Source organism: uncultured Cocleimonas sp., from assembly GCF_947495625.1.
GTDB lineage: Bacteria > Pseudomonadota > Gammaproteobacteria > Thiotrichales > Thiotrichaceae > Cocleimonas.
This window is the reverse complement of sequence record NZ_CANLZW010000009.1, coordinates 20,893-45,891: the sequence shown is the minus strand read 5'-3', so window position 1 is coordinate 45,891 and position 24,999 is coordinate 20,893. Positions and strand designations below refer to the sequence as shown.

Sequence of the window (24,999 nt, the reverse complement as noted above, 5' to 3'; positions counted from 1 at the left end):
ATTGATTCTTAATATTAGGGGTTTAATAAAATACCAGGAGCAGGTTTGCAGCATTCATACTCTCGCCAGTAGTTCCAGCCATACTCGCCTTCTTCATTGTTTTTATTTTTTGGCCAGTCTTTATCATCGGTGCCAAACGCTTCGCATTGATCGGAGGGTTCAGGTACTAGCATTTGCCAGGCTTTTCTTTTTTCATCACCGGCTGGCATCTGAGTTGCAGAGGCTGAAGCGCCATAACAGGTTGTAGGACACGCCTCTTCGAGTGTGTCATAAGAGTCTGAGTATTCACTCGTATCATTATTGTACTCAGCCACGCAGTTAGGATCCTGTGAATACTCCCCAAAGCCTCCATTTTCACAGTTACTCTCATCCACTTCTGTCGGGATATAATTAACTTCACCTTCACTTGTCCCATAGGACTGATACACATGAGGAACCTGGTTTTTCTGTGTAACGATATCGATTGAGCGTTGTGCAATAACAGCTGCAGCTTTGGCAGGTTCTGTTTGAAGAACAAATCCTATTCTTGGGTGTACTTTGCCCCAGGTATTACCGGTTGGATTACTGACGCTGAGACTTCCAATTTCTCGTGCACCTGTGATATAGATCGAGGCATGGGGGTTTAGTTCGCCTCTACGCCAGGCTATTGCGTCTGCTTCAGACATAAAATAGGGCTTATAGCGTTTTACATTAGACTTACAGATAAACTGTTTGCCTAAAATTGCTGGAACACCATATTTCATGGTTTTTCTAATTACTTTAGGCGCGGGTGAGCCGATCACATTGGCTTCGAACATCCGATTGTTCTTTACTGTGTTTGAAGATTGCCTTCCTACGTGACCATTTAAAACCTCACCTCCACCTAATGCATGGTCATCGAATGCTGAACGCATTGAACTTGAGTTGAAAATCTCCATGGCCGCTTTGCTTTCGGTGCTGCGAATATCGGTGAAAGGCGTTTGCCCAGGTGTTTTAAAAGAGGTCACAACAAGATCAGGCAAATTGTGATTAATCCTATCGCGGAAATACCACTTAAAATAAACACCAAATGGTGTAACTATAATCAGCAGATAAATACATATTGGCATAATGATTTCATAGTCAAGACACTCAAAGGTGTGTGCATCGGCAATGACATCAATGCCGCTAAACGTTTCGGCTTGTACATTGACATTCACAAAGGGATTGATCAGTGCAATATAGATAATGAAGGCAAGCAGTTTATTGTTTTTCCTCATTTTTGATTCTCCTTGATCAGCGTCAAGAGGTCGTATTGCTGTTGGTAAAGTTGACCGTTGAGAATCACTGCTGGCAACATCTCAGGCGTAATGCCCTGTTCTTCAGCTTGATTAACATCACTGATAGCGTATTTCACGTCATCTAATTCGCTGGGTAAGATAGTCGATGGTGTAACCGGCTTAACCTTCATCTTCGCAAACTCTTGCATAAAGAATTCGGTACGCTCGATATCACCCATTGCCATTAACGCCTCCAGGCCTATATTGGCAACAACCGCATCGATTGCTGGTTGATACTTTTCAGTTACTCGCTGTGAGATCTGATCCTGGACTTCATCAATACGGTCTACATAGATATAATTGACGGTGAAACCATATGCTTTGGCTTCAGCAATTCCTGTGACCTGATCAGCATGTTCCTTATTCAGGAAAATTTTAATTTCACTGGCGAAAACAGCCTGTGAGAGCAGTAGTAATAACGTGATAGACGCACAAGTTTTTGTCGTTAATCGGCTTAATTTAATCAAATGCTGCATAACCATCCTCATTCTTATTGGGTAATACCAAATACTCTTCATCTAACACTTCAGCGCAGTGACAACAGATCCCGATGCCTCGTGCTTCATCTTTAATTTTCCAGCGTATTTCGGGGCAATTAATGGTTGTGTCACCGCAAGTAGCACACCAAATATTGATGACTTTATCCGTGTTGTTTTTAATAACTTTTTTAACCATTGATCTGTTTACCAAAGCGTTCTCTTTTATGGAGAATCTCTTCGGCCACTTTAAAGGCTGCCTCAGCCTCATTAATATTGAGCTTCTTCATCAAGCGATGTCGTTTCGCAATCTCAGCATTCTCAGTACCTGTCAGTGCTAATACAATCGCCGGAGGAACAGCTCTAAAGATTGTATTCACGTTCGATGAGATCACACCGCCTTCCGTGAACTTTTGGTATTCTTTCTTCGTCCCGGTTAATAAGTTGCCTTGATGTTCGTTAAGGTCCTTAAACTTCTTGATACGCTCAAGCTCATCTATTTCCATATTCAAAGCAAACCACCATTCTGGTTGAGCCAAGATCTCTTTGGTGGTATCAGGCATCTGCTCCAGTGATTGGGTGATAATCCACAACCAACCCGCATAAGTTCGCCACATGGCGGTGATTTTTTTCAAATAGGGAGCAATCAGTGGGTTTTTAACCAGGGTATGCGCTTCATCAATAACCGTAATCGTATTTCGTAGATTTTCCCGATCATTTTCCACGATATGATTAATCGTCTGTAGTTGACCTGTCATAGCAATGGCTAGGTCAATTTCATTGCCATCTTTCGCCAATTCACCTAATTCTAAGATCGTGATATCGGCATTTTTAACTTCATCTCTTGGACGATTAAATAATTGTCCTTTGAAGCCATTGGTGAAGCGTTGCATGATCGTTGCAAACTTAGCCAACATTTGACGTTCGTTGCGTTCTGGGAATCTTTCCTCATCGGCAGATAATGCTTTTAACGCCTTAACCACATCTTCTGTCAGTGCTTCTCTGCGACCATCTTCTACAACTGTTTTAGCAGCGAATTGGATGGCTTCTGAGACTAGTGCTTCAGCATGTGAATCGTATTTATCAAGTTCTTTTTCTCTACCACCTGTGAGCATTAGCTTTGCTACAATTTCAGCCTCACCAAGAATATTACGATCACCCGAATCATTGATAACCGTGTTATTCGGATCTCCATCACTACCTGTTTCAATTAATGGAATATCGGCGAAAGGAGGTAAAGAAGGTTGGCTGTGTTTAGTCACTTGAATTCGATTGACCTTATAGCCATGAAAATCAAGGAAATCACCAAATAGTCCGAAGGTGGGAAGTGCTGTAATAAGGTAGAGTCTAGGGTTGTGGACATAGAGCAGCTGTAGCAACATATTAATCGTCGTTGCGGTTTTACCTGATCCTGTTGAACCAATCATGAATAAATGTGCATTTTTTGCACGGTCCAGGTTATTCAAAGGATCAAAAGATATCGGTTCTCCACCGGTCGCATTAAAGTTGATACCATGATGATTGGTACCCCGACCACGGGTTAAGAAGGGTATGAGTCGTGCAGAATGATCATCAAATATTTTTCTGGCACGTCCAAACTCTTTATCGTCCAGTTCCACATCAAAATTCATGGGCAATCCGCGCGTAAAGGTATCGAGAATCAGTACATCACCATTCTCACCCACAGGTTCAATGACATCGAACCCTGCACCTTTCACTGCAGCCATACAGGTTGTAGTTCTTGTCTCTAGCTCCTCTAGTGATTGTGCGTCAATGTAGATTCCAGCGACTGAGGTAATCAAGCGATCACCTTTGGCCATTGCGAGCAAGGTGGCATCACATTCTTGGCGAGTAAGCTCAGCATCCATACCATCACCGATTGCACGTGATTTTGTCCCAGTCACTTTGCCTTCTACTTTATCTTGAGCATGAATGATCAGTGTGTACATTAAAATGGATCCGTCAGGCATCCGGTCAAAAGGTGTTGTCCCATTCTTACTTTGAAGTACCCAATGCCCAGGCTTGGGTTTATATTGATAAGGCTCTAACGTAATAAAACGATTAAAACGCTTACCTAAGCGCCAACATTTATTCTCATGATCACAGCTAATTGGACTGTTACGAATACACATCTCGCCCAAATCAAAGGCAGCGGGAAGTTCGCCATTGTTTTCCTCTTCACGCGGATACGGCATTCTTTCCATGTGTTCATAGGCATCTTCCTGTTCACCTGAGTACCAAGGCATCAACCACTTGTAGACCGATTCACCGTCCATACGTTTTGTCTGAATACCTGCTTCCCTGAGTGCTTCAGAGACGCGCAAAACCTGATCATTGAGGTGTAATGGATCTACATCACGGCTGTTTTTGTACAGAACCATTTTGACTCGACGAAATCGAGCTCGCCAGGATAAACCGGTGCGAGATTCTTCAAAGACACCTGAGCGTGACGATATATTGTTTAAGTGTTCGTCTAAGACATTACCCCACATTTCTCTATATTCTTTGGGGGGTAATTCACCCTCAAGTTTGTCTTTGTCATAGCTTTCAGCATAGGATTTAATTTCATGGGTGAGTGCTCTAACTGGTTCATCATTAATATAAATCTGAACAATCCAGGGAATGGTTTCACCGGTAATCGCGCTAAAGGCAATCGCGATTTTATCCGCTATTTCTTCGATATTTTCCTCATTCATGCCTTCCACATCGGCAGGTAGGATATCCAGAAATACCGCACGTTTTTCACGTCCTGGTTCATCATCTGAAACAATCTGTTTATTGATCGTATCGTAATGAGAAAAGGGTACATGATCTAAAAATGACTCTTCAGCAATGGTTCCTGTTTTAGTAATCGGCTTTTTTCGGTCTTTTTCCTCTAGTGGCACATCACCGGACAACGGATAATAGGTTCCTCGCCTTATCTTATTCCACCAGGTATCTTTTAGTTTCTTACGGCGTACATTGCCATATTTGACCACTCCGTCAGAGGTGTTTGGTGTCAGTCCTTCAGTGGGTGGTTTAACGCTCATAAAGGTAATCTCTTAGTAGTTCGCTTGCAGAGTTGCTGGCATTTCACCTGGCAAGGCATAATGGTTTTTGTCATAAAGGGAAAAGCAACTGCTATAACCCGGTATTGTTGCCTCTTCTAACGATAGGTGTGGGTATACATACATGCACAAATCAGGATTAGGAAGGCGCGGAAAAATCCCCTTGAGTTCCTTAGCCTCTGAACGTGTGTAGTGCATTAATGGGACATGTCTTGACTGTCCTCTCACCCTATTGAACATTGATACAGGGACAGGCTGATGCGCTGACTCTGATACAGAACGCCTGTATGACTTAATATCAGTCTCTGAGCCTTGACGTTTCATAATGTCTGCGACAGTTGCACGAGGCTTTTTTGACGCTGAGTTAGCAGTATTCATCTGACTCGATGAGCTACATCCGCTGATAGCAATGCTGCTAATCAGTAAGGCCGTTAACGTTATTTTCTTGTCCATAAACCAGTTTCCTTAAATAGGTGGCATTATCAATTTCAAGTTGTTGATCGATGTTAATGGTCACAGGCGTACCCACTGGCACAACCACCTGGTCCCAACTATCAAACTCTTGGTTTTTTAAAATATCAGCGACACTTTGTGCCCCTTCCGCGATAGCAGATCCTGTTACAAACTTTGTATCATTACCTGTCACTGCGGAGGCGATATTACTGGCATCAGTGAGCGTGGTGACTTGTGTTTGTGCATAGGCATTAGCGGCACCTGCGGCCATGTTCGCCAGGATTGATTTTCTCAGTTGGGCATTACCATTGGAGTAGAGACGACCTTTGATACAAGGGTCACCGTATGGATCTGTTAAATAACCGATGGTATTACCAGCGCTTATGCTGGATGTCTTAGCACTTCCTGATCTTGCTGTTTTTGAGCGGGGCAGGGTGAGGATTCTCCCATCTTCAAAAATATACGTAGCGCGTCTGATTTTGGTGATGACACAACTTCTAACTGAATCACCGTAGACCACCCCTGACATGATCATTCCATCCAGACCAGAAATAGAGAATCCATTCGCTGCCAGGTTTTCCCGACCAATAGCCACTTTAAAAGGTGCAGGGTCGCCTATGTTGCCACTTTTAGGAATTCGCCCTATCAAGGCAGTTATCGTTATCGAATCGTTTAATACCGCATCTGCAGGAATAGTGTAACGAGGGTCTACGACCACTTCAGGTTGCTGATCGACTGCTGAGACAGCGTCTTTACTATGATCATCGTTTGATGATTGATCGAGTTGATCCAGATAGTTTTTAGGGACTTGCCCATTTTTATCTATCGGTGCGCCATAGGCTCTAACACGTGAAGTGGTTTCTGGCACGACCGTAGGTTCATTGGTAAGTCCCCCCGTTGAAATGGGGTACTCGGTTTGTGCTTCATTGGGTAACATCGCTGCAATGTTTCCTGTGACCGCTTCGACCAGATTCTCTTTGATCGCTTCAAAATCCAGTGTTTTATTGTTATTGCTTGATACCGCTGATTTTACGGCAGTCATTTCACGGTTCTGTTGATCTAACTTCTGCTGTAACAAACTATTACTCTCAACCATTTGCTTCATCATCTTTCTCATTTCAAGAATCTCTTGTGAGGACTTTGACGTTGCTTCTCTCACACCTTTCACTTGACTCTCAAAAGTCGCTGACTTTTCAGCCAGGGTGTTCAAAGTATCGACAGGAAGATCTGCATCGACCTGTACACTCTTCATTCTGCTTGAGTTAAAGCCAAGGTTGGCTCTGCGTGTACCATCTTTATCAAAGAGAAAGAAATTCACATAGAGACCCGCTCCGACTACTGCCACAATCAGTAGTGTAATAATGGGAAGCATCTTGCTTGATTTGGAAGAAGCCATTATTTATCTCCCCCCTATTTTTATCATTGGGTTTGATCGAATCGCATCTACATAGGCATCCTCTGAAATAAGAAAGAGGGTACTTGTGTCATCCGGACTTCCGTTTGGAGCAAGCTGCGTATGATAAAATAAGGAAGCTTTCCATTTACCTCTGAGTAACCTGGGGTCTAAAGCCAAGTACTTATTGGTTCGGTTTTGCACTTTAATCGCTGAGACATGGAGTCCACCTGAGCGCCAGGCAACGACAGGCTGTGTATTGATTTCATTACCTCTATACAAATGATAGGTGCGACGTTTATTAATAAACTCACGGTGCATACCCACGGTCTTAACGCGAAGTCTTTCAGGTGCATAGACTTCACGTGCAGCATATTGCAGTAAGGTTTTAAACCCGGCCCCTGGTGATGACCTTCGTTTTAAAGGCGCAATTACAGACTCTGCTATGACTTTTTTATCTTTATCGGCCACCGCAAAGCGGTCCTCACCCACGACTATCACGAGGCGTTGATTGCCCACCTTTTTTTTAGTGGCCATAACATCCAGTAAGTACACTTTATTGCCACCATCTTCACCAACAATAATGCGGGTCGATTTAAACGGTTTCTTGGCTTTGAAATAGACATTCTTACCAACGATTTGCACGTCCAGGTCTGGCTTTAACTTATCTTTAACATCGGCCCACACCAGCTTGATATCGGGAAACGTTAAACGGCGCTCATTACCCACACCTAGCGTGATTTTCAAAGCATCACCCCTATAAATCATCCGTTTTGCGCTTTGTGCAAACGCTGTTTGTGTTCCAGATTGTGTAAACACGAGCGTTACTATGACTATTAGCCGGGTAAACATTTTCATAACAGTGAGTCCTCAGTTTTAACCATTTCTTTTTTATCTAATTCTTTGGATATCTTTGTGGGTTCATCCTGATATCCATCGAGTGCCAATAGCCAGGGGTTTCTATCGCGATCAATATCGTACAGTGCGACTCGAAGGGGGTAACGTAAGTAGAGGTGTTTAATGGTCTCTCCCTTAATCATTTCTGTTAACTCAACATCCAGTAGCACCACCCAGGCAGAGGGTTTTCCATCTTTGGTTGATACGACTTTCACCCGGTCTTCATCCCAGCCCGAAGCAATGGGACGAATGGATCGGCTCCGATGCTTAAGTTCTGAACTGACTTTGTTGCCCTTACGTCTTTCTACATCACGTCTTAAAAACGCCATGTATTCAGGTGTCAGCATGTGTTCATTCGCACGGATATTTTTCTCGTATTCTTTTTCACCATCGTAAGACCAGTGGTTGAGACGCTGAAATACGAGCTGTGCAAAGCTATACACGGTGGTTTTGTGCATGGTATTTAAAGCCACTGATTCGGCTTTACCGCCCAGGGTATAGGAGGGGATATCGACAAATGAGCGCTTCAGTTGATTCTTTGCTGAAACGAGTAGATATCCTGAAAATAGTGTCATCAAAATCAGCGCGACAGAAAGGGTTCGTATAACCGCCAGTAAGTTATCTCTATTTTTTTGATAAGCCATGTCTTTTCCTCGTCAATCTTCTTTTTCGAGTGGATTTAAAATGTGTGGTTTTATGAATAAAAGGTGCTGGAACTTTGAAATAACGCTCGATGTATACATGCTTCATGTGGGTAACGTAATTACGTGGTTTATTGCGCTTATAGGCAGCAAGCATGTACACCCCCGCGAATAAACTAATCACCAGGACAAAGGCACTGGCAAGCATTGAAAACACGGCACTAATGACAAATAAAAATAAAATGAAAGCACCAATACTTATTACGGATGCGATGACGGTAATCATTTTAAATTCAGGATTTGTGACCCCCTTCATTATCACGGGGTCACGGTCGATCCTATTGGGAACGAAATCAGCCATTGTTAGGCAATAGTCGTTTCATAAGCTGGGCTGATCGAAGTGGTTACGATATTTGTTTCTAAGTACGTAACGCCTTTAGTCACAAAAATGGTAACGACAGCTAATACCAAAATACCAAGAAAGATAGTCAGGACTAGTCGTGGCATAGTGCCTTGCTTATTGTCATCATCAGCCCACGAACCGTAAGCTCTAAGGCAGAACCAGCCCACCATCATGAATGCAATTCCGATGATGACAAAAGCGATCCATTTAGCGTACTTAACAATATTTTCCAGAATGGCAGTAGTGACCTCTGCACCGGTTTCATCGGCAGCTGAGGCAATGTTTGGAAATAACATGACAATACTCAGAAGAAGCAGGGCAAATAATCCTTGTTTTACAAAAGATGGAGATTTAATAGTTTGAGCAAGATACATAGTTTTTCCCTCCTTAAAGGGCAGTGATAAAAATGAATAAAAATGACATGAGGAGCAGTGCCCTCATGGAAAAAATGAATGTGCCAGCAAATACTTCCTCATCATCCTGGCTCACACCTTCTTTCCAAAAAAACAAAATTTGTACACCAGCAAGGAGCATCATCAAGAACACGAGCAGTCCTTTAAAAAACTTCTGCATCATTGATACGCTGGTATTGGTATAAGCTTCAAAAACATCGATAGCATCTGATATATCAGCCAACACAGTTGGGTAAGCTAAATCAATGGATATGCCAGGACTACCCCCTTCTATGGTTGGCGCAGGTACGCTATCTGTGTTGATGGTATTTCCTGAATAACCGGCGTAGTTCTGGGCAACTTTCTGCACATAGGGAACGGTTTCAGAGTAGGGGGGAACTCCACCATATTGTTGAACTGCACCAGGACCTGCGTTGTAGGCAGCAGCCATTAATAATGGATCGCCATCGATGTAGGAGAGACCCGATAACCATTTCAGGTACTCAGCCCCTGCCATAATATTTGTCTTAGGATCTTTGAGATCTTCGACGCTATAACCTAAATCAGCGCCGGTAGCTGGCATGACTTGCATGGCACCAATGGCACCTGCACTTGAGAGTGTTGTGCCATTACCGATATCATCACGAAAGGCAGACTCCTGTTTGATAATTGCCTTAATAAAATCACGGTCCACACTGGTTGCAGCAGCTGCCTGGCCGATATATTCATCCCATTTATCTTCATCCGCAGCAAACACGACCGACTGAAGCATTAGCAGTAAAATGAAGGAGACAGATTTGAGAAGTGAATACTTCATTGAGCGTACTTACCTCGCAGTACTGGAAATTGGCGAATCTGATCACCTGAGCCAATTAAGGCGCGCTCGATGCCACTAATGATGGTTTTAATATCACTGATTAGGATCTGGTAGTTGAACCTGGCTCTGTTTTGCTTATTGGCGTACCTAGACGCTTCCTGGGCGATAGGCAGGATGCTCTGTAGTTCATGGATATATTGTTGCAGCAGGGCGTTCTCATTTCCGAACTGTCCTGAAAACCCATACTCAATACACAATTCCTGATTTTGAAAGGCATGGTTCTGCGTTCCATTGATAGCTGTATAGAGACCTTTCTTAACGAGGTTGATATCCATCACCAGGCAATGATATGAAAAACGAAAACGGTCTTGATTGTCCGCATTGCGTTGAGCTTCTTGCAATAGCTCATTCGAAGCATTCATCTCATAGAGGATGCGTTGTAATGTCGATTGTTCTTCCACGACAAGTGTTGGACGTGCCTCAGTGACAGCCATCACCGATAAAAAGATGAACGTAATCGTTACTATCAATGGGGATGTGAAGCTCATGTGTTTATATAGAGTCATAGTCAGTAGAATCCTTATGCGTACTTTTTAAATTTCAAGGTGGATAACCAGATTGCGTAGGAGATCATCAACACAAAAGGAAGAATCACTATCGTTGGATGAATAGACCAGGGAGAGGCTAAATAAAGAACAAAGGGTGCAATGGATAGGGGTTTAATCGATTGAAAAGCCCGATGCCAAATCCAGCCTGATTCTCTATCACCACCAAAGCGCCTTAGCTCACGTTTCATCAAACCATCGACTAATGCCATCGCTGCAAAGAGCAGGAAGATAGGTAGTGAGAAAGTCAATACAAAGACCCGCACAAAGAACAACTGGGTGATATTTAGCGATGCTTTGATGTATCCGACATAGCCTGTATTGGCACTGGAATCGACAATAGACTGTGCAATATCGTAGCCAAACCAGACGAAGAAGAGGTTGTACATATACGATGAAAAGCGCACCGCATTATCCGTGGGTGAGCCCAGGACCCCATGAAAATCACGATTGAGCCAACCAAGCTCTACTCTTAACATCTGCAGAGAATGTGCTGAACCAGGAAGCTCCCACCAAGCAAAAAGAATACCCAATATTTCAATCAAAATATTGATGAATAGGGCAATCACTGTCCACACTAGGAGATAGAAAAAGAACCGAATAATATTTCCTATTATGTTTGTTTTCTTTTTGGGTAAATCTCTGTCTTCAGCCACGGTTTAATTCCCCAGCGTTGAACCAACCAAAATCATTAGATGAATACCAATCTTCAGAGGTGATCGGCAGATAACCGCGTTCCATATCATCCGCAATAGCGGCTAAATTATCAGGCAGAATCTTATCTTTTCTATCTTGTGCCTCGTTTGGCATCGGCAATCTGAGTTTGTATAATTGCCCGCCTTCTAACATGGCAAACGCTTGACCTTTTGGTAGAGCCATCATTACGTCTTCACTCACTAACTTGACGTCTTTTTCTGTAATTCTGTCTTCGTTTCTGGAGTCAAATTGTGTATCGCTTGAGGTATCTGATGAATCAGAAGCACTGGTGATTGCAGTCAGAGAGTTAATTTCAACCTCAGGTAATTTGTCCGTAAAGAACTGTGCGGTCTCTTTGTTAAGCACCCGCATCATAATGGTTGTATTAAAATTACCTTCGATCTGTCCTGCTTTAGCGACATCGCCGATACCTGCGACAATGTCAGAGATCGTTTGTGTATAAGCGGTGACCTGGAATCCTGCGCCACCAGCTTTGTTGAGCATGGGAATAAATTGGTCGCCTACAAGCTCATTAAACTCATCAGCATGTAAGGATATTTTGGGCATTTCAGTGGCTTTAAGACCATCAGCAAGGCCATGATCTAGACCGTTTTTATATAAATGACCGGCGACTGATGTTAAATCAGCGAACATAGATGCACCGATTGCCCCACCTACGACTGAATCAGACAGGCAATCCAAACCAACATAGACAACTGCTTTTTGTTGAATCACGGATTTCCAGTCAAAAATTGGACGATTATCGTTCACATCAGAATACTCAGGTGCTAAGAGCTCTGCAGTTCGACCTGATGTGAGTTGTTCCAATAGCGGTGCTAACGAAGAAACTATTTTGTCAAAATAGGTTTTGTCATAACGAAATGCGCCCATCAAACCATCGAGAACAGAATCATAAACTTCTGAGGTTTCCAGGTATTTCATAATGGCAATCCCTTCAAAGTCACGACCTTTTAACGCAAACGGTAGTGTCTTCTCATCCAGGTTGTCCTGAATCACCTGAGTGGCAGTTGCCCAATCCTTAATTTTTCTCTCATTAAAAACATGCTTGGCATAACGTATAAACAAGTTATCGATGGAGAGAATATGACGTGAAATCTTATGGTAATCTGGACGTTCACCTAAACGTACTAGGGCTTGAGCTATGATATTCACAAAGCGCCAGCCAAACATTTTAAATGCAGCTGAATTTCCCTCAGAAGGAAGCTGATCGGCAATACGACCGGCAACCTCAGTGATGCGCGAAAACTCACCCACAGGGTTATAACGTGCAGAGATATCTGGGTAGCCCAAATGAAAGATATAGCATTTACGTCCTGCGCTTATCGCTTCACCGTAAACGCGTCGCATCAAAGCGGCATCACCTTTGGGATCAAAAACTATCGTCACATCACCGCGTTTAATGTCTTGTGTGATTAACAATTCAGCTAAACGTGTTTTTCCAACGCGTGTAGTACCTAAGACTAGAGTATGGCCAACACGTTCCCCAAGCTTTGAGTAGATATCCTTTTCACCTTCCCACATACCCACTGCGTGGATCTCAGGCGAGCCACCTACATCAGGTAGCGGTTTCAAAGGATTCATTCGAGATTTAGAACTGGTTAATTTAGTGATAGGTTTAATCACAGGGTTTGTTTCAAAGGTATCCTCTAACCATCGAGCAAAGCGATAGCTCATTGATGGTTCAAGGTACTTATCAGGGTTGTTCCTATGAATATCTTTGAGCCGTTGCGTATGCTTTGATCGCCATCGAAAACCTTTACCTAAGAATAATTTCTTTGTAGAGACAGGAACCTGCTTTGAAGACATTTCGTAATACGGTAGCTTTTTTAAACCACGTTGATACTTCTTTATCCTCCGGGCTTGCCGGTATCGGACAATCGCTAAAACAAACAATAAGAACGAGGCAAAATAGGTCACTGAAGGTGTAAGCATAATTACACCAGGCGCAACAAATAAAATGACAGAAAAAAGAATAGCCACGACTGCTGAGTTCATCTCAACAGGCGGTCGCAGCAAATTCTCAACTAAGTATTTAGTACTCATTGAACTGTCCTAGATGCGGTTATTCTTGAGTAACCTGTTAATGGACGTTCTTTAGTAATGAGTGTTAATGACGTCACACGATACACCGGACCGCTGGTGCTAACATTCTCATTAGTACGTAAGAATTTGGGTGCTAACACTGCTTTGTTTTTTGGTTTATCGCTTCGATGTAGCACCAATATATTTATAGCTTTTAGAGGTTGTCTAGCACTTTTGATCGAGTTCTTTTTGTTAACCGCAAGTTGACGAGTGTTTTTCTTACTGGGTCTTAATTCACGATTTTGTAAGGAGGGTAAGCCTTTATATTGCCGATAAAATCGCATCACTTTCTTTACATACTTTTGAGTTTCTTGATATGGAGGAATCCCTTTGTATTTATCAACCGCTCCTTCTCCCGCGTTATAACCGGCTAATGTGAGACGTATATCACCGTTAAAACGTTTGAACAGCCAACGAAGGTATTTAGTTCCGCCGGTGATATTCTGTTCAGGATCAAAACTATTTTTGACATTAAAACGCGCAGCAGTCGCAGGAATTAATTGCATCAGTCCTTCCGCTTTAGCATGAGATACAGCCAAATGGTTGTAGTTGGATTCAGCTTTAATAACGGCATGTACAAGCGCTGGGTCTACACCGTACTTCACTGCTTTTTTTAGGATTATTGAATCAAACACCCAAGCATCCTTACTCTTGCCATAAGTTGTGCTGCTGAAGCAGAACAATATGACAAAGATAGAGAGTGTCAGGCTTTTTGATATAGAAGTATGTTGATGAAAATACACGCTTATCTCCTCACATCTACTTGAGGTAATTGCGTAATCCCAGCTTTTCTTAGTGCCTCTGCTGACGTTTTATTGAGACGTACTTTGGAAGGTACTAAGAGTGGAGAAATCCCCATCTCTTTAGCAAATGATCGAATGGCTTTATCAGATGTAGAAGCGATATAAAGATCAATCTGCTTATCTTGCTTTAGCCATTGTTGAATCGGCTTCTTACATTCAGGACAGGGTAGACGAACGTAATAATTCAAATACATCGAATCTAATGAAGGTGTACCCTCACTGTTATTCGAATATGGAGGGTCTGCTTTAAATAGCGGCACATGTGAATAGAGCCTTCTATTTGCCGCTTGGAAAGCTTCCTCAAAAGCAATTTCACGATCTACACGTTTTCGTTCTATATGAACAAGCTTCTCTGCAAGCGCATCTCTTTCTGAAGCTGTTACCCCCTCACGCATTCCTAAAGCTGCCAGAGGATGTAGATTAGGAGACCAGAATTTACGGTTTCCTTGAATCACGCGTTGATATTCTTGAAGTTCTTTAAAGTTAAGGCCCCAGGCATTGACACCTTTCTTGTTAAACTGAGTCATTAGCAATTCTTTATTTAAAGACTCACGTTCAACGGTATAGGTCTCACTATCACTATAAGCATTCACCGAGAGTAAAAAGCAAAACACACACAACAGTAATTGCCCCGACGTTAACGATCGACAGAGTGATTCCTGTCTCATTGCAATGCCCTTGGGATACACCATACGTCTTTGGCATTCTGAACAGATAGATCCCGTATAATGTAATTGCAGTCACTGTTAATTTTTCTAGGTACTGCTTTTTTCTTCGTCACTTTAACGACCTTAGTCTTTGTGACTTGTTGGGTGGGTGTTAATTGTGAACTGACTTTCTTTAAATCAATGACAGAGCCGCATCCAACCATTGCTATGGTGACAAGGGAAATTGATATGAAAGAGACTATGCAGGTTTTTGTATTGGTCATAATCAATCGTCCTATCTCAATTCTTTAGGAAGATCAGACCAATTGATTTGATAGTTAGAATGAGTACTATTATTTTTTAGCGCTCTGTGTTTCTTTGAATTCGCTTTAACAAGCCTTGCTTTGTTTTTTCTATCTTGAAGAGCACGTCTTTTAGACTCAAGAGCACGTTGATATTGTTTCTGAGTAATACTAATTTGTTGCTTTGAAATATTGGTCGTCTTATTCGCCTTTACTTGCTTAGTTTCAACCTTATGACGTGCATCTTTAAAATGACCGGGTAACTGAAAACTCACTAATCGATTGATTGGATCAACGGATAAGCTCCAAGGCTCACCTGCGAGTACTGTTAAGGCTTGTGCTAGTGTCAGTGGCCCCATGTTTCTGTGGATCTTTGGCAATCGTAAACGAAACAAACTATGAACACGTTTATCTGGGTGATAACGCGTTAATTTGTAGCCTGTGTCACTCAACAGGTAATTAATGGCTTGCCCTACGGACTTAATATCATTTTTAAAACTGATATGAGGCAGCACCAAGTTCATTGGGTTCTTTTGCGCATTGGTGGGCCCAGGCAGGACATCTACATATCGAGAGACTGATAAGACGCTTTCATTTTGATGGGGTAAAGAGGGTGTTTTTGCTGAAATTGAAGTCGTTACCAGTAGTAACAAAATCAACCAAGATGGTGTGATTTGCATAATGTAATTTCCCAAATAGACAGAAGGGAAATTGCCATACATTATTTGTAAAATCTTGCGTAAAAGCTAAATCAGCACTTACACATTTATTTCAGTCAGTCTTGTTTAAACGACCACTCATCACGAGTGGTCGTTTATAAGATGGTATGCGCTCGATATACGAACGCGACATTGAGAATTACCTGAAAAAGAGATAGTGCATTTTGCAGATGGAGTAGGGGGTTTCCTGCTAAAACATGCCATCAGTTCTCGTCAAACAACGTTGGCATCATTCTCGAATCGTATTTACAGGGAAGGTGATTCATTTTCTAAGGCACGAATTTACGTACAAAGGGCCTCGCATTTAATGGCAGTTACGAGTCACTGCTGCTTGTTAGATATCCATATAGATATCTCAAAAATGCCTCATAAAGCACTTTTGATATATTTACTAAGAGTTTTAATGCTGCCAGGTAAGCATGCTTACCTGGACTTACAACGTAGAGAATAAACTAAGGTTTTCACATTCTCAGTTTGTATTGTTCTGTATTGTGGTGATTCTATCAGGGATCGGTCAATACAGTGTGCTATCGGGTGTACATGGAAGTGAAACACCTGTCTGCTGATTGGATAGCGCGGAAGCAGCTCTTTAGTAGCTCGCTATAAGTGACGAGCAAACACTGTGAAATCTAGGATATAGGTTATCAAAATTAAGTTAGTGACACCAATAGGGAATTCTTATTTCTTAATGAGAAAAGCCACATAGTGTCTACCGATGGAGGTAGACACTAGTAGACTCGTTAATTAATAAGATAATAGTGTTCCAACAACCGTAAATGATTTTGAAACGACCTTCTTAATAAGGCGGTTACGCTTTGCTGCTTTTCATGTTGCAGCGTCAGACGTTCCTACGGAAGTACTTTGAGTATTGTTTATACTAGGTTGAGCTGCTGCAATAGTTTTAACGATTGAGTCTACAGATTGATCAGATTCAATTATCTGAACGGGTAGTTTCTTACTGTTTGATTCAGCTACGTTTTCAACTATCTTTTTCTCTTCCTGATAAACAATTGCTCCATCTATTTTAATAAAACGAATTGATAACAGACGACCTTTATTAACCGATCTAAGTTCATCCTCTTTCGTTTTAAATGGCTCTGCATAACTATCAGAGATCACGAATTGACAAATTACTTTGCTCGATTCGTTATTGATTTCATCTCGATACTGCTGGATGAGAGTAGCGGTATCGTCAGTTACACAGGTAACATCGTATCTTGAATATTGAATATCCTCTGAGCTACCAAATAAAGCGCTAATAGATACGGCAGTGAAGGGTTTAAACCTCTTGCCAGAACTTGGCTTTACTACTCGTGCACGATTTAAGTAACCGATGCCAGAGGTGTGTAGGTCAAAGTATGTGTTTTCGCTTGTTTGAGTTGTCATGATTTAATCTCCTAGAATGTTCAAAAAACAAAGGAGGCAAACACGACTCCTGAAGGAGATATGTTTTATCTCCTTGATCAGAAATGGCTATTGAATAGCCGACGTTTGTAAAATGCTCTATCAGATAAAATATCTGATACCATCATATTTGAGCGAGGAATGATGGTTTTTAGTTTCTGTTGAGTACGCAACAGCACGGTAAAACTTAAAAATAATCACGCAATAACACTAAAAATAATGCGAGTGAGTGATCACTTTCAAAAAAATATTGGAATTGTGTAGTCGAATATGCCTAATTTACTTCCCAGATAAATCTTGAAAAGACAAACAGAAGAGCCAGTATTCTGGACTATGAAAAACGTATTACGAGTTGAATGATGTGGATCACGTTTTAATAAACGCTGCACGAAGATCCGCAGAGTGCGATGACTTAAATATAGAGTTTTTTGTTTAAATAATCAATTAATGAATAGATTTCATTGGGTATTGATTTTCACGCCTCCTAAGTATGAGATCATTTATGACCACAATAACGCTAGCGGAACGGCATAGTATATTTTGCCTTTGTTACTAAAAGGCAAAAACCTTGAGCCTGCATACAATATAATTCCAAGTTTGAGTTGCTCACCCACAAGCTCTGCAAATTTACTGATTCCTTTAAAGTCACTTTCACGAACCGTACTTGATGCTTTAACTTCTATACCAATTAAAGAACCATCAGATTGTTCTAGAATAATATCTACCTCATTCTTTTGTTTATCTCGGTAATGATAGAGCTTCATACTTTCTTGTGACCATGCCATATGCTTGTAGCATTCCATAACAACAAAGCTTTCCAATAAGCCACCATAAAATGATGAATCTAATAGTTGTTGTGGTTTCTTTATGCCTAGTAAATAACAAGCCAGCCCTGTATCGACCATTTGCAGCTTTGGCATTCCTATTGTTTGTCGTTTAGCGCTGTTCTTAACAAAGGGATGTATACGCTTAATGATAAACATCCATTCTAACGCTTCGATATACGATTTAACGACTTTGTCGTTTTGAGAAAGATCATTGGCGATACTTGCATACTTTAATAGATTGCCACTTAAATCCGCTAGATAGGGTATGAGACTTTCTAGCTTGGTATGATAATCTCCTTTGGCTTGATAAACACTTTCAAAGTCTTTAAATAGACGACCTTGAAGATAAGACTGTAGCCAGATTTGTCTGGCACGAGGGCTTTTATTCTGTAGTTCGGGATAACCACCATCAATTAATGTTTGTGCGAGTTGTTCACGATTTAGTGAGGGCAAGTTTTCTGGTACTGATAATTTCTCAGCCAGTAAAAAATCAATTAAATTAAATTTTCCGCCCATGATTTCTGTGATAGAAAGAGGGTATAGCTCCACTCTAGCCATATGGCCTGGCAAAGCTTCTTGAGTTTTAGCTGAACTGAAAATATCAGCAGATCCTGTAAGAAAAAATCGACCTCGTTCACTGGGTTTTAGTTGATCTGATATTAGTTTAATAGCAGATATAAGCTCAGGAGCATATTGAAATTCATCAAGAACTATAGGCTGTCCAGCGAAGCTATCAATAAAGCCATGTGGGTCAGACTGAGCAGAGGCTAAAGCTGTCTGTTCATCAAGGGAGATATAACGCATTTCTAAATCTTTAGCTATTTGTTGTGCGAGTGTTGTTTTACCTGCTTGCCTTGGGCCGGTTAGATACAGGATACGAAACTCATTGAGTAATTCTTTTAGAAGGTTTTTGCTAAAGCGACTATACATGATTATGTCTGTTTAATAATACGAGATAAATCGTATCATAATACGAGATATATTGATAAATAATACGAGTATTATCGTTGAAAATTTTGCGGTGTTACTCCCATTCCATTAAGTGGTTATGAAGAATTAATGATGTGATCACGTTTTAAAAAACGCTGCACCAAGATCCACTAGTGCGATGCTTAAATTTAGAGTTTTTTTGTTTAAATAATCAATTAATGTCAGGATTTCATTGCGTATAGATCATCACTGTCTTCTAAACTTGAAATCATTTATTACCATAAGAACACTTACGGAACAGGAAAGTATATTTTGTCAACATAAGTAAATATTGTTTAGTTAATCGGTATTTTTACGTTTAACTTAACAAAATATGCTAAATTTTGTGATATGAATCATTTGGAGTCATTAGCTAACCCTGTCATTAACCATGCAACCCTTGTATCGGTTTTGGGTAGTTATGCACGACCCAATGATAAGATTAGTGAACTCATCGCCAAACATCAACTTGTGCCTTTAAAGCGTGGTTTGTATCTTATTGCGGACTCTCAACAGCCCTCACTGGAGTTGATTGCCAATCACTTGCATGGTCCTAGCTATGTCTCAAGGCATTGGGCTTTGAGTTATTATGGTCTGTTAACAGAGCAAGTATCAGTCGTTACTTCCATGTGTATTGGACGCTCTCGCCAATCAGAAACGGCTCGTGGTAGTTTTCACTATCAGGCTATTCCAGCTTCCTACTACTCAGTTGGAATAGATAGCATCCAGCAAGATAAAATAGCATTTATGATGGCTACACCTGAAAAAGCGTTGGCTGATCTACTGGTCTCTACACGCAAGTTACGCATTCAATCCTCAAGTGCCATGATGAATTATTTAGAGAATGATTTACGACTTGATAGTGATGACCTAATAAAATTAGATGCTTCTTGTTTTTATGATTTTGCGAAACAAGGTTATAAATCAAATATGCTTGCTTACCTAGGTAAAGCTCTAGAGAGTTTGGGAGACTTATAAAACAGGTTTACCAGTCTTATCCTCCGCTGAAAATTTACAACCATCACTGTAACCAGAACAACCCCAAAATTTACCTTTCTTACCCGTTATTTGCCTCAGTGGTTTACCACATTCCGGGCACGGAATATTCGATGCTACAACCTTGCGTTTTTTCCCTGGCTTGCCACGATTATCAGGTGTTGTGTATTTACAGTCATTCTCACTACACGCCCAAAAAAAGCCTTTCTTCCCTTTGATTCGTCGAAGCGCCTGGTTACATGTCGGGCAAAGGTGTTTGGCAGTTGCCTTGATGTTCATGCTACTCGTATTGTCAATTTCAAACTTTACTAGACGTTGCAGGAAGTTTTTCTGAGAGGCAATAAAATCATCCATGGAGACTTTACCTGTTGCAATGGATTCAAGGGACTGTTCCCACATTGCAGTTGTCCCTGGAGACTTTACGGCTTCTGGTAACGCACTAATCAAGCTACGTCCGGCTTCAGATGAGTGCAGATATTTACCTTGCTTGATTAGTAATGCACGTTTTAGAAGCACTTCAAAGATGTTGGGCCGTGTCGCGACTGTACCGATTCCGGTGGTTTCTTTTAAAATCTTTTTAAGCTTTGGATCGGTTACTTCTCGCGCTACATTTTCCATCGCTTTTGAGAGCGTACCTTCTGTGTAACGAGCGGGTGGTTTGGTTTTCTTTTGCTGTATTTCAGTATCTATGACCGGGATGAGGTCGCCTTTGGCGACATGTGGTAACGATTGTTCTGAACTCTCGGTTTTTAAATTTGCGGTATCAGCATGATCTACACCGGCTTTTTTCTCTTCAGAGGGCTTGGCAAGCAGGGATTTAAAACCATCAACAACGGTTACTCTACCCGTAGCCTTGAATGTCTCACCTGTGATATCCAGGAGAATGGTCGTTTGATCATATTCATGGATGGAATAAAACTGTGCCAGATAGTAACGGCAAATCGCGTTATAGACTTTGCGTTCAATCCCGGACATTCTGGATAAGTCGGCGGTAACCGTTGTTGGAATAATTGCATGGTGGGCGGTGATTTTTTTGTCATTCCATACTTTGGAACGCCGTTTCGGATCAGCACTATCAACCCACTTTTTCAGTTCGCTTTGTTGTCTCAGATGCTTGAAGATAGTGTCAATATCATCAATCTGTGACTCTGGTAGGTACTGACAATCAGAACGAGGGTAGGTAGTTACCTTGTGTGTTTCATACAGGTTTTGGGCAATATCCAGTACCTGTTTGGCACCTAAATTAAATGACTGATCACAAAATTGTGTAAGTGTTGATAAAGAAAAAGGCAGCGGTGAGTTCTGTTTTCTGCGCTGTTTTTGAAAAGAAATCACATTGCCAGCTGCACCCTTGATTTGTTGGTGCAGGTTGATGGCCGATTGTTGCTGGATACAACGGCCTTCTGTATCACTGACAGATTCACCGGGTAGCCACTTTGCCTTGAAGCTTTGACTTGAATTGTTATGGTCGGAGTAACTGAGAATCGCAAAAACATCCCAAAAATCTGTGGCCACAAAATTCTCGATAATCAAGTCTCTATCAACCACCATTCGCAGGGTCGGTGTCTGTACCCGCCCTACAGATAACACCCCATCATAACCCGCATTTTTGGCTTTCAAGGTATAGAGTCTGGTCAGGTTCATACCCACCAGCCAATCACACCGTGATCTTGCCAATCCAGCTGCATAAAGATCTGCCGTATCGCTACCAGGTCTTATTTGATTCAATGCTCTTTGAATGGATGTGTCATCAAGTGCAGATAGCCACAAACGAGATATCTTGCCTGAAAACTTAGCAGCATCAAGTAATTCTCGTGCAATGACTTCACCTTCACGATCCGCATCGGTAGCGATCACTACATGATCTGCTTGTTTGATAAGTTTGAGAATGATGTTGTATTGTTTTTTGGTCTTTGTTTTGACAACATTCTTCCAATGATCTGGATGGATAGGTAATGTATTAAATGACCATTTTTTCAATTCTGGGTCGTAAATATCTGGGTTTGCCATCTCTACTAAATGACCAATAGCCCATGTAACGACTAATTCATTACCTTTTTTTAAACAACCATCACCACGTGTATTTGCATTCATATTTCGGGCAATGTCACGCCCTTGGGATGGCTTTTCACATAGGTATAACTGCATTTATATTTTCACTCAACTTCACTCACTGAATTTCTAATTCTATTAGCCTGAATCTGTGAGATGATTCTACGAAGAACTAGCTTATCTTCAGAAGATATTCCTTCATCCAAAACATTAGAAAATACCTTCACTTTTTCATCCAGTTTTAATTTAAGTAAAATGCCTTCATCAGTGAGACTAACTAACATCACGCGTCTATCACGTGGGTCTCTAACTCTGTGGATTAATCCCTTTTTAAACATCCGGTCAACAATTGTAGAAACTGCAGATGGATCTAAATTAAGATGCTCAGAGACTTCCTTCATGGTTCGATAGGAATCATGTAAAAATGATAAAATAAACGATTGTTGCAGAGACATATCGCTTCCAACAATTTCTCTAAATAACTGCTCTATCTCTCGCCAGCCAGAGTAGAAATTGAAACTGATTAATTCATTCAAATTAATAGAATCTTTCTTAGTCTTATTATTCATATTCATTCTTTTATTGTTTAATTAATTCCCCATCCTCATAGCGAACACGTGAGATATTCAGACCTCTTGGCGCACTAATTCGTAGTCTCGCAGCATCGTTCTCATCTTGCCCCAAATACGTGATCAAAATTTCATTACCGATCTGTACCGCAAAACCTGGCCTTCTATTTAGTATGAGATTTCCAATGTCTTTATTAGTTAATAGCATATGGTAATTTTAACCTTTTATGGTCTGATGTCTTGTACACCAAAATACTGTCTTTTAATAATATAAACTAATAAATTAGTGATATTTTAAGCAGTACATTTTTTAATGTCAGAAAGTACAGTGATGTTTTTCAGATAAGATTCGAGACGTAATATTTCGTACAAAACCAAGGATAGTTGTAGATCTAAATCTTGACGGCGACTTTCAAAAAGACAGACTATTTTACGATCTTTCGCTATATGAAAATAATCTAACAGTTCCTCACTGAAGCTTATTTGAGATGCTTTTTTTGAATGTGTTGCACTGAGTCTCCATCGAAGTGTACTGTATGACTTATCGGATACCCTGGTTAAATAAACAGGAACCGTAGATCTAGGAAATTGCTCATTCCATTGTTCTATCAAAGCAGAAGCTACTTTTTTCAAATGATCTCTTTGTTGGCATAATTGAACTAAATGAACCGTAGTTTGTTCGGATGTAGAAAATGGAAACCCAATGTGAGATCTCCATTTTCTCGATGATGTTTCAACAAGACAATTCATACTAATTTAACATGTTTTCTCATCAGCTTAATTGAATGGTAAATCGTCATCAAACTCAGGTACTTGATAATTTGTATTGGGTGGAACATCCAAATCAGAGCTGCTTGATTCTTTAGTTTTCTCATTAGCCGTCTTGTCCGAAGGCTTCCTATCCAAAAATTGAATATCGCGGACCATCACTTCCGTAATGTATCGAACTACGTCCTTGTTGTCGGTCCACTTGCGCGTTTTTAATTTTCCAGTTACTTGTACCTTTGAACCTTTACGGGTGTATTGAGCTGTATTTTCTGCCTTTCTATCAAACACTACGCATCGATGCCACTCAGTTTCACTCTTGAGTTCACCCGATGCAGAATCTTTCCATGACTCACTTGTAGCTAATGAAAAATTAAGAACTGCATTTTGATTCGTCATATATTTTAATTCATGATCTTGACCAATGTTGCCAGTGATAATCACGATTTGAGATGTACCATTACTCATTATTTACTCCTTGATTAAATTAATATTCTTATAAACTACTACTTATTAACGAACTGAACACTTGACATATAACTCACCAGTTTTAACCTCGTCATATCATTAATATGGCAACTGCACGTTGATCGACATACAAAATCTGCTTCACCGCAAAGCCAACACTCTGCATATTCAACTGACTCATTTTCACTAACCAATTTTTCTTCAAGCTCATTTCGAATTTATCCATTTGCCGAATCACTTCATTCCCCCCCTTACCCTTAAAGGGTTTTCCCTTTGGTTGATTTCTGCACCACCAATGGAAAGGCCTGCAAGTAAATTTTAAGAAAGACCTCCATATTTTATCCAAGCACCTCAGCACTCTTTTTTAAGCGCTCACTTTTCAAATACATTGCTTTCGATGAGACGAACTTTGGCGCAATTTGATCCTCTAGTATTGCACTTGGACACCCTCCCATAAGCTCCTGTGCTCTTTGAGCTTTAGGATTGTTTGCTGCCACATCGTCTCGGTTGATATCACAAAAGCGATAACCTACAACTGATTCAAGTGCGCCTCGTGAAATTCTGGCTGCTCTACGAATATGTCTGTTGGCCTTATCAGAATCCAATAAGCCGACATGATTTGCAGTGAGTATGGTCCTGATCAATTGGTCCAACTTCATCAGCATCGTTGCGCCTTGGTATGAGTATGCAATCGAGAATCTTAAGCTTTTAGTGATGGGCTTAATCGAATGCGCCACCTCATGGTTGATATTTTCGTACTGACCCAATAACTTTGTGTACTCATCAATGCTTGCATCAAACATCTCTGATTTTTCTGCCAGAGCACGTTCCACTTGAATCAACCAATAATCTGCATACGGGTCCCCGTCTCCAGAGGCATCGTAAATAACTCGTAGCTGTCCAGCAAAACTGTTAAGGCCGATAATGAATGGTTTGTTTTTTTGCTTATCGGGTTTCCTACCTTCAAAAACCAATTGTGCTTTGCGTGTCTCCAAAACTAATTGGCTTGTGCCACGCAATGCCCCAGGCGTCTCAAAAATATCACTACCATCTAACGGCGCATCTGAGATGATATCCTCATCATTTTCATTGGCTCTCTCTGCCATTCTTTTTGCAGCCAAATTGACTCGTGGAGGTTGATTCTTTGGAACAAACATTTCAGTTTCTCCAAACCCCAGATCCACAGTAGGAATTTTATTTTTCTTTGGCGTTTGCTTAGTGCTCTCATCACTCATATTACTCACCATCTATATTAGA

27 protein-coding genes are annotated in these 24,999 nt (G+C 41.0%); 1 reads left to right on the top strand and 26 read right to left on the bottom strand.

Annotated features, from left to right (window positions below; translation table 11 throughout):
- Window positions 1-14 precede the first annotated feature (14 nt).
- The 19 genes from Q1A31_RS06790 to Q1A31_RS06700 all read right to left on the bottom strand — a co-directional run bounded on the left by Q1A31_RS06790 (window position 15) and on the right by Q1A31_RS06700 (window position 18,853).
- Window positions 15-1,238 carry a TraU family protein gene (locus tag Q1A31_RS06790; RefSeq protein ID WP_299874206.1) on the bottom strand — a complete coding sequence of 408 codons (1,224 nt, stop codon included), beginning with the start codon at window positions 1,236-1,238 and terminating at the stop codon, window positions 15-17.
- Window positions 1,235-1,774 carry a hypothetical protein gene (locus Q1A31_RS06785; RefSeq protein WP_299874204.1) on the bottom strand — a complete coding sequence of 180 codons (540 nt, stop codon included), beginning with the start codon at window positions 1,772-1,774 and terminating at the stop codon, window positions 1,235-1,237. Before Q1A31_RS06785 ends, Q1A31_RS06790 begins: the two co-directional genes overlap by 4 nt.
- On the bottom strand, window positions 1,758-1,973 hold the full coding sequence (locus Q1A31_RS06780; protein ID WP_299874202.1) for a hypothetical protein: 216 nt from the start codon (window positions 1,971-1,973) through the stop codon (window positions 1,758-1,760). The genes Q1A31_RS06785 and Q1A31_RS06780 overlap by 17 nt, the downstream gene beginning before the upstream one ends.
- Complete coding sequence (locus Q1A31_RS06775; protein ID WP_299874200.1) at window positions 1,966-4,803, bottom strand: conjugative transfer ATPase; 2,838 nt, start codon at window positions 4,801-4,803, stop codon at window positions 1,966-1,968. Before Q1A31_RS06775 ends, Q1A31_RS06780 begins: the two co-directional genes overlap by 8 nt.
- 12 nt (window positions 4,804-4,815) lie before the next feature.
- On the bottom strand, window positions 4,816-5,274 hold the full coding sequence (locus tag Q1A31_RS06770; protein ID WP_299874197.1) for a TIGR03751 family conjugal transfer lipoprotein: 459 nt from the start codon (window positions 5,272-5,274) through the stop codon (window positions 4,816-4,818).
- On the bottom strand, window positions 5,237-6,670 hold the full coding sequence (locus tag Q1A31_RS06765) for a TIGR03752 family integrating conjugative element protein (protein WP_299874194.1): 1,434 nt from the start codon (window positions 6,668-6,670) through the stop codon (window positions 5,237-5,239). The genes Q1A31_RS06770 and Q1A31_RS06765 overlap by 38 nt, the downstream gene beginning before the upstream one ends.
- A gap of 3 nt (window positions 6,671-6,673) precedes the next feature.
- Complete coding sequence (locus Q1A31_RS06760; protein WP_299874191.1) at window positions 6,674-7,525, bottom strand: TIGR03749 family integrating conjugative element protein; 852 nt, start codon at window positions 7,523-7,525, stop codon at window positions 6,674-6,676.
- The gene (locus Q1A31_RS06755; protein WP_299874188.1) at window positions 7,522-8,208 is read right to left on the bottom strand and encodes a PFL_4703 family integrating conjugative element protein; all 687 of its coding nucleotides are present in this window, start codon (window positions 8,206-8,208) and stop codon (window positions 7,522-7,524) included. Before Q1A31_RS06755 ends, Q1A31_RS06760 begins: the two co-directional genes overlap by 4 nt.
- A complete protein-coding gene (locus Q1A31_RS06750; protein ID WP_299874185.1) occupies window positions 8,189-8,566 on the bottom strand; it encodes a DUF3487 family protein in 378 nt (125 codons plus the stop codon). Before Q1A31_RS06750 ends, Q1A31_RS06755 begins: the two co-directional genes overlap by 20 nt.
- 2 nt (window positions 8,567-8,568) lie before the next feature.
- A complete protein-coding gene (locus Q1A31_RS06745) occupies window positions 8,569-8,904 on the bottom strand; it encodes a hypothetical protein (RefSeq protein WP_299874182.1) in 336 nt (111 codons plus the stop codon).
- Between the two features lie 91 nt (window positions 8,905-8,995).
- On the bottom strand, window positions 8,996-9,772 hold the full coding sequence (locus tag Q1A31_RS06740) for a lytic transglycosylase domain-containing protein (protein ID WP_299874179.1): 777 nt from the start codon (window positions 9,770-9,772) through the stop codon (window positions 8,996-8,998).
- 41 nt (window positions 9,773-9,813) lie between these two features.
- Window positions 9,814-10,383, bottom strand: a complete 570-nt coding sequence (locus Q1A31_RS06735; RefSeq protein WP_299874177.1) for an RAQPRD family integrative conjugative element protein — start codon at window positions 10,381-10,383, stop codon at window positions 9,814-9,816.
- Window positions 10,384-10,397: 14 nt separating this feature from the next.
- Entirely contained in the window at window positions 10,398-11,078 is a 681-nt protein-coding gene (locus Q1A31_RS06730) for a TIGR03747 family integrating conjugative element membrane protein (RefSeq protein ID WP_299874174.1), read from the bottom strand.
- Entirely contained in the window at window positions 11,071-13,182 is a 2,112-nt protein-coding gene (gene traD, locus Q1A31_RS06725) for a type IV conjugative transfer system coupling protein TraD (RefSeq protein WP_299874171.1), read from the bottom strand. The genes Q1A31_RS06730 and traD overlap by 8 nt, the downstream gene beginning before the upstream one ends.
- Window positions 13,179-13,856 carry a lytic transglycosylase domain-containing protein gene (locus Q1A31_RS06720; protein WP_299874168.1) on the bottom strand — a complete coding sequence of 226 codons (678 nt, stop codon included), beginning with the start codon at window positions 13,854-13,856 and terminating at the stop codon, window positions 13,179-13,181. Before Q1A31_RS06720 ends, traD begins: the two co-directional genes overlap by 4 nt.
- Window positions 13,857-13,966: 110 nt before the next feature.
- The gene (locus Q1A31_RS06715; RefSeq protein WP_299874165.1) at window positions 13,967-14,692 is read right to left on the bottom strand and encodes a hypothetical protein; all 726 of its coding nucleotides are present in this window, start codon (window positions 14,690-14,692) and stop codon (window positions 13,967-13,969) included.
- Window positions 14,693-14,966: 274 nt separating this feature from the next.
- The gene (locus tag Q1A31_RS06710; protein WP_299874162.1) at window positions 14,967-15,653 is read right to left on the bottom strand and encodes a hypothetical protein; all 687 of its coding nucleotides are present in this window, start codon (window positions 15,651-15,653) and stop codon (window positions 14,967-14,969) included.
- Between the two features lie 864 nt (window positions 15,654-16,517).
- A complete protein-coding gene (locus tag Q1A31_RS06705; protein ID WP_299874159.1) occupies window positions 16,518-17,078 on the bottom strand; it encodes a DUF3577 domain-containing protein in 561 nt (186 codons plus the stop codon).
- 518 nt (window positions 17,079-17,596) lie between these two features.
- A complete protein-coding gene (locus Q1A31_RS06700) occupies window positions 17,597-18,853 on the bottom strand; it encodes an ATP-binding protein (protein ID WP_299874156.1) in 1,257 nt (418 codons plus the stop codon).
- A gap of 390 nt (window positions 18,854-19,243) precedes the next feature.
- On the opposite strand from Q1A31_RS06700, the gene Q1A31_RS06695 reads away from it, so the two are divergent.
- On the top strand, window positions 19,244-19,870 hold the full coding sequence (locus Q1A31_RS06695; protein WP_299874154.1) for a hypothetical protein: 627 nt from the start codon (window positions 19,244-19,246) through the stop codon (window positions 19,868-19,870).
- Here the strand turns inward: Q1A31_RS06695 and Q1A31_RS06690 are convergent.
- The 7 genes from Q1A31_RS06690 to Q1A31_RS06660 all read right to left on the bottom strand — a co-directional run bounded on the left by Q1A31_RS06690 (window position 19,865) and on the right by Q1A31_RS06660 (window position 24,977).
- Window positions 19,865-22,036 carry a DNA topoisomerase 3 gene (locus Q1A31_RS06690; protein WP_299874151.1) on the bottom strand — a complete coding sequence of 724 codons (2,172 nt, stop codon included), beginning with the start codon at window positions 22,034-22,036 and terminating at the stop codon, window positions 19,865-19,867. The genes Q1A31_RS06695 and Q1A31_RS06690 overlap by 6 nt on opposite strands.
- A gap of 8 nt (window positions 22,037-22,044) precedes the next feature.
- Window positions 22,045-22,509 (bottom strand): MarR family winged helix-turn-helix transcriptional regulator, encoded by a 465-nt coding sequence (locus Q1A31_RS06685; RefSeq protein ID WP_299874148.1) that lies wholly within the window; start codon window positions 22,507-22,509, stop codon window positions 22,045-22,047.
- A gap of 10 nt (window positions 22,510-22,519) precedes the next feature.
- Window positions 22,520-22,717 carry a carbon storage regulator gene (locus tag Q1A31_RS06680; protein WP_299874145.1) on the bottom strand — a complete coding sequence of 66 codons (198 nt, stop codon included), beginning with the start codon at window positions 22,715-22,717 and terminating at the stop codon, window positions 22,520-22,522.
- A gap of 86 nt (window positions 22,718-22,803) precedes the next feature.
- Window positions 22,804-23,142, bottom strand: coding sequence for a hypothetical protein (locus Q1A31_RS06675; RefSeq protein WP_299874142.1), 339 nt, complete (start codon window positions 23,140-23,142; stop codon window positions 22,804-22,806).
- A gap of 144 nt (window positions 23,143-23,286) precedes the next feature.
- On the bottom strand, window positions 23,287-23,742 hold the full coding sequence (locus tag Q1A31_RS06670) for a single-stranded DNA-binding protein (protein ID WP_299874140.1): 456 nt from the start codon (window positions 23,740-23,742) through the stop codon (window positions 23,287-23,289).
- Between the two features lie 91 nt (window positions 23,743-23,833).
- Window positions 23,834-23,968 carry a hypothetical protein gene (locus Q1A31_RS06665; RefSeq protein ID WP_299874138.1) on the bottom strand — a complete coding sequence of 45 codons (135 nt, stop codon included), beginning with the start codon at window positions 23,966-23,968 and terminating at the stop codon, window positions 23,834-23,836.
- Window positions 23,969-24,080: 112 nt separating this feature from the next.
- The gene (locus Q1A31_RS06660; protein ID WP_299874136.1) at window positions 24,081-24,977 is read right to left on the bottom strand and encodes a PFL_4669 family integrating conjugative element protein; all 897 of its coding nucleotides are present in this window, start codon (window positions 24,975-24,977) and stop codon (window positions 24,081-24,083) included.
- Window positions 24,978-24,999 lie beyond the last annotated feature (22 nt).

What these genes read in the sequence shown, in the direction of transcription:
- Q1A31_RS06790 (WP_299874206.1), bottom strand. Translation starts at nt 1,238, where the DNA reads ATGAGGAAAAACAATAAACTGCTTGCCTTCATTATCTATATTGCACTG.
- Q1A31_RS06785 (WP_299874204.1), bottom strand. Translation starts at nt 1,774, where the DNA reads ATGCAGCATTTGATTAAATTAAGCCGATTAACGACAAAAACTTGTGCG.
- Q1A31_RS06780 (WP_299874202.1), bottom strand. Translation starts at nt 1,973, where the DNA reads ATGGTTAAAAAAGTTATTAAAAACAACACGGATAAAGTCATCAATATT.
- Q1A31_RS06775 (WP_299874200.1), bottom strand. Translation starts at nt 4,803, where the DNA reads ATGAGCGTTAAACCACCCACTGAAGGACTGACACCAAACACCTCTGAC.
- Q1A31_RS06770 (WP_299874197.1), bottom strand. Translation starts at nt 5,274, where the DNA reads ATGGACAAGAAAATAACGTTAACGGCCTTACTGATTAGCAGCATTGCT.
- Q1A31_RS06765 (WP_299874194.1), bottom strand. Translation starts at nt 6,670, where the DNA reads ATGGCTTCTTCCAAATCAAGCAAGATGCTTCCCATTATTACACTACTG.
- Q1A31_RS06760 (WP_299874191.1), bottom strand. Translation starts at nt 7,525, where the DNA reads ATGAAAATGTTTACCCGGCTAATAGTCATAGTAACGCTCGTGTTTACA.
- Q1A31_RS06755 (WP_299874188.1), bottom strand. Translation starts at nt 8,208, where the DNA reads ATGGCTTATCAAAAAAATAGAGATAACTTACTGGCGGTTATACGAACC.
- Q1A31_RS06750 (WP_299874185.1), bottom strand. Translation starts at nt 8,566, where the DNA reads ATGGCTGATTTCGTTCCCAATAGGATCGACCGTGACCCCGTGATAATG.
- Q1A31_RS06745 (WP_299874182.1), bottom strand. Translation starts at nt 8,904, where the DNA reads ATGTTATTTCCAAACATTGCCTCAGCTGCCGATGAAACCGGTGCAGAG.
- Q1A31_RS06740 (WP_299874179.1), bottom strand. Translation starts at nt 9,772, where the DNA reads ATGCTTCAGTCGGTCGTGTTTGCTGCGGATGAAGATAAATGGGATGAA.
- Q1A31_RS06735 (WP_299874177.1), bottom strand. Translation starts at nt 10,383, where the DNA reads ATGACTCTATATAAACACATGAGCTTCACATCCCCATTGATAGTAACG.
- traD (WP_299874171.1), bottom strand. Translation starts at nt 13,182, where the DNA reads ATGAGTACTAAATACTTAGTTGAGAATTTGCTGCGACCGCCTGTTGAG.
- Q1A31_RS06715 (WP_299874165.1), bottom strand. Translation starts at nt 14,692, where the DNA reads ATGAGACAGGAATCACTCTGTCGATCGTTAACGTCGGGGCAATTACTG.
- Q1A31_RS06710 (WP_299874162.1), bottom strand. Translation starts at nt 15,653, where the DNA reads ATGCAAATCACACCATCTTGGTTGATTTTGTTACTACTGGTAACGACT.
- Q1A31_RS06705 (WP_299874159.1), bottom strand. Translation starts at nt 17,078, where the DNA reads ATGACAACTCAAACAAGCGAAAACACATACTTTGACCTACACACCTCT.
- Q1A31_RS06700 (WP_299874156.1), bottom strand. Translation starts at nt 18,853, where the DNA reads ATGTATAGTCGCTTTAGCAAAAACCTTCTAAAAGAATTACTCAATGAG.
- Q1A31_RS06695 (WP_299874154.1), top strand. Translation starts at nt 19,244, where the DNA reads ATGAATCATTTGGAGTCATTAGCTAACCCTGTCATTAACCATGCAACC.
- Q1A31_RS06690 (WP_299874151.1), bottom strand. Translation starts at nt 22,036, where the DNA reads ATGCAGTTATACCTATGTGAAAAGCCATCCCAAGGGCGTGACATTGCC.
- Q1A31_RS06685 (WP_299874148.1), bottom strand. Translation starts at nt 22,509, where the DNA reads ATGAATAATAAGACTAAGAAAGATTCTATTAATTTGAATGAATTAATC.
- Q1A31_RS06680 (WP_299874145.1), bottom strand. Translation starts at nt 22,717, where the DNA reads ATGCTATTAACTAATAAAGACATTGGAAATCTCATACTAAATAGAAGG.
- Q1A31_RS06670 (WP_299874140.1), bottom strand. Translation starts at nt 23,742, where the DNA reads ATGAGTAATGGTACATCTCAAATCGTGATTATCACTGGCAACATTGGT.
- Q1A31_RS06665 (WP_299874138.1), bottom strand. Translation starts at nt 23,968, where the DNA reads ATGGATAAATTCGAAATGAGCTTGAAGAAAAATTGGTTAGTGAAAATG.
- Q1A31_RS06660 (WP_299874136.1), bottom strand. Translation starts at nt 24,977, where the DNA reads ATGAGTGATGAGAGCACTAAGCAAACGCCAAAGAAAAATAAAATTCCT.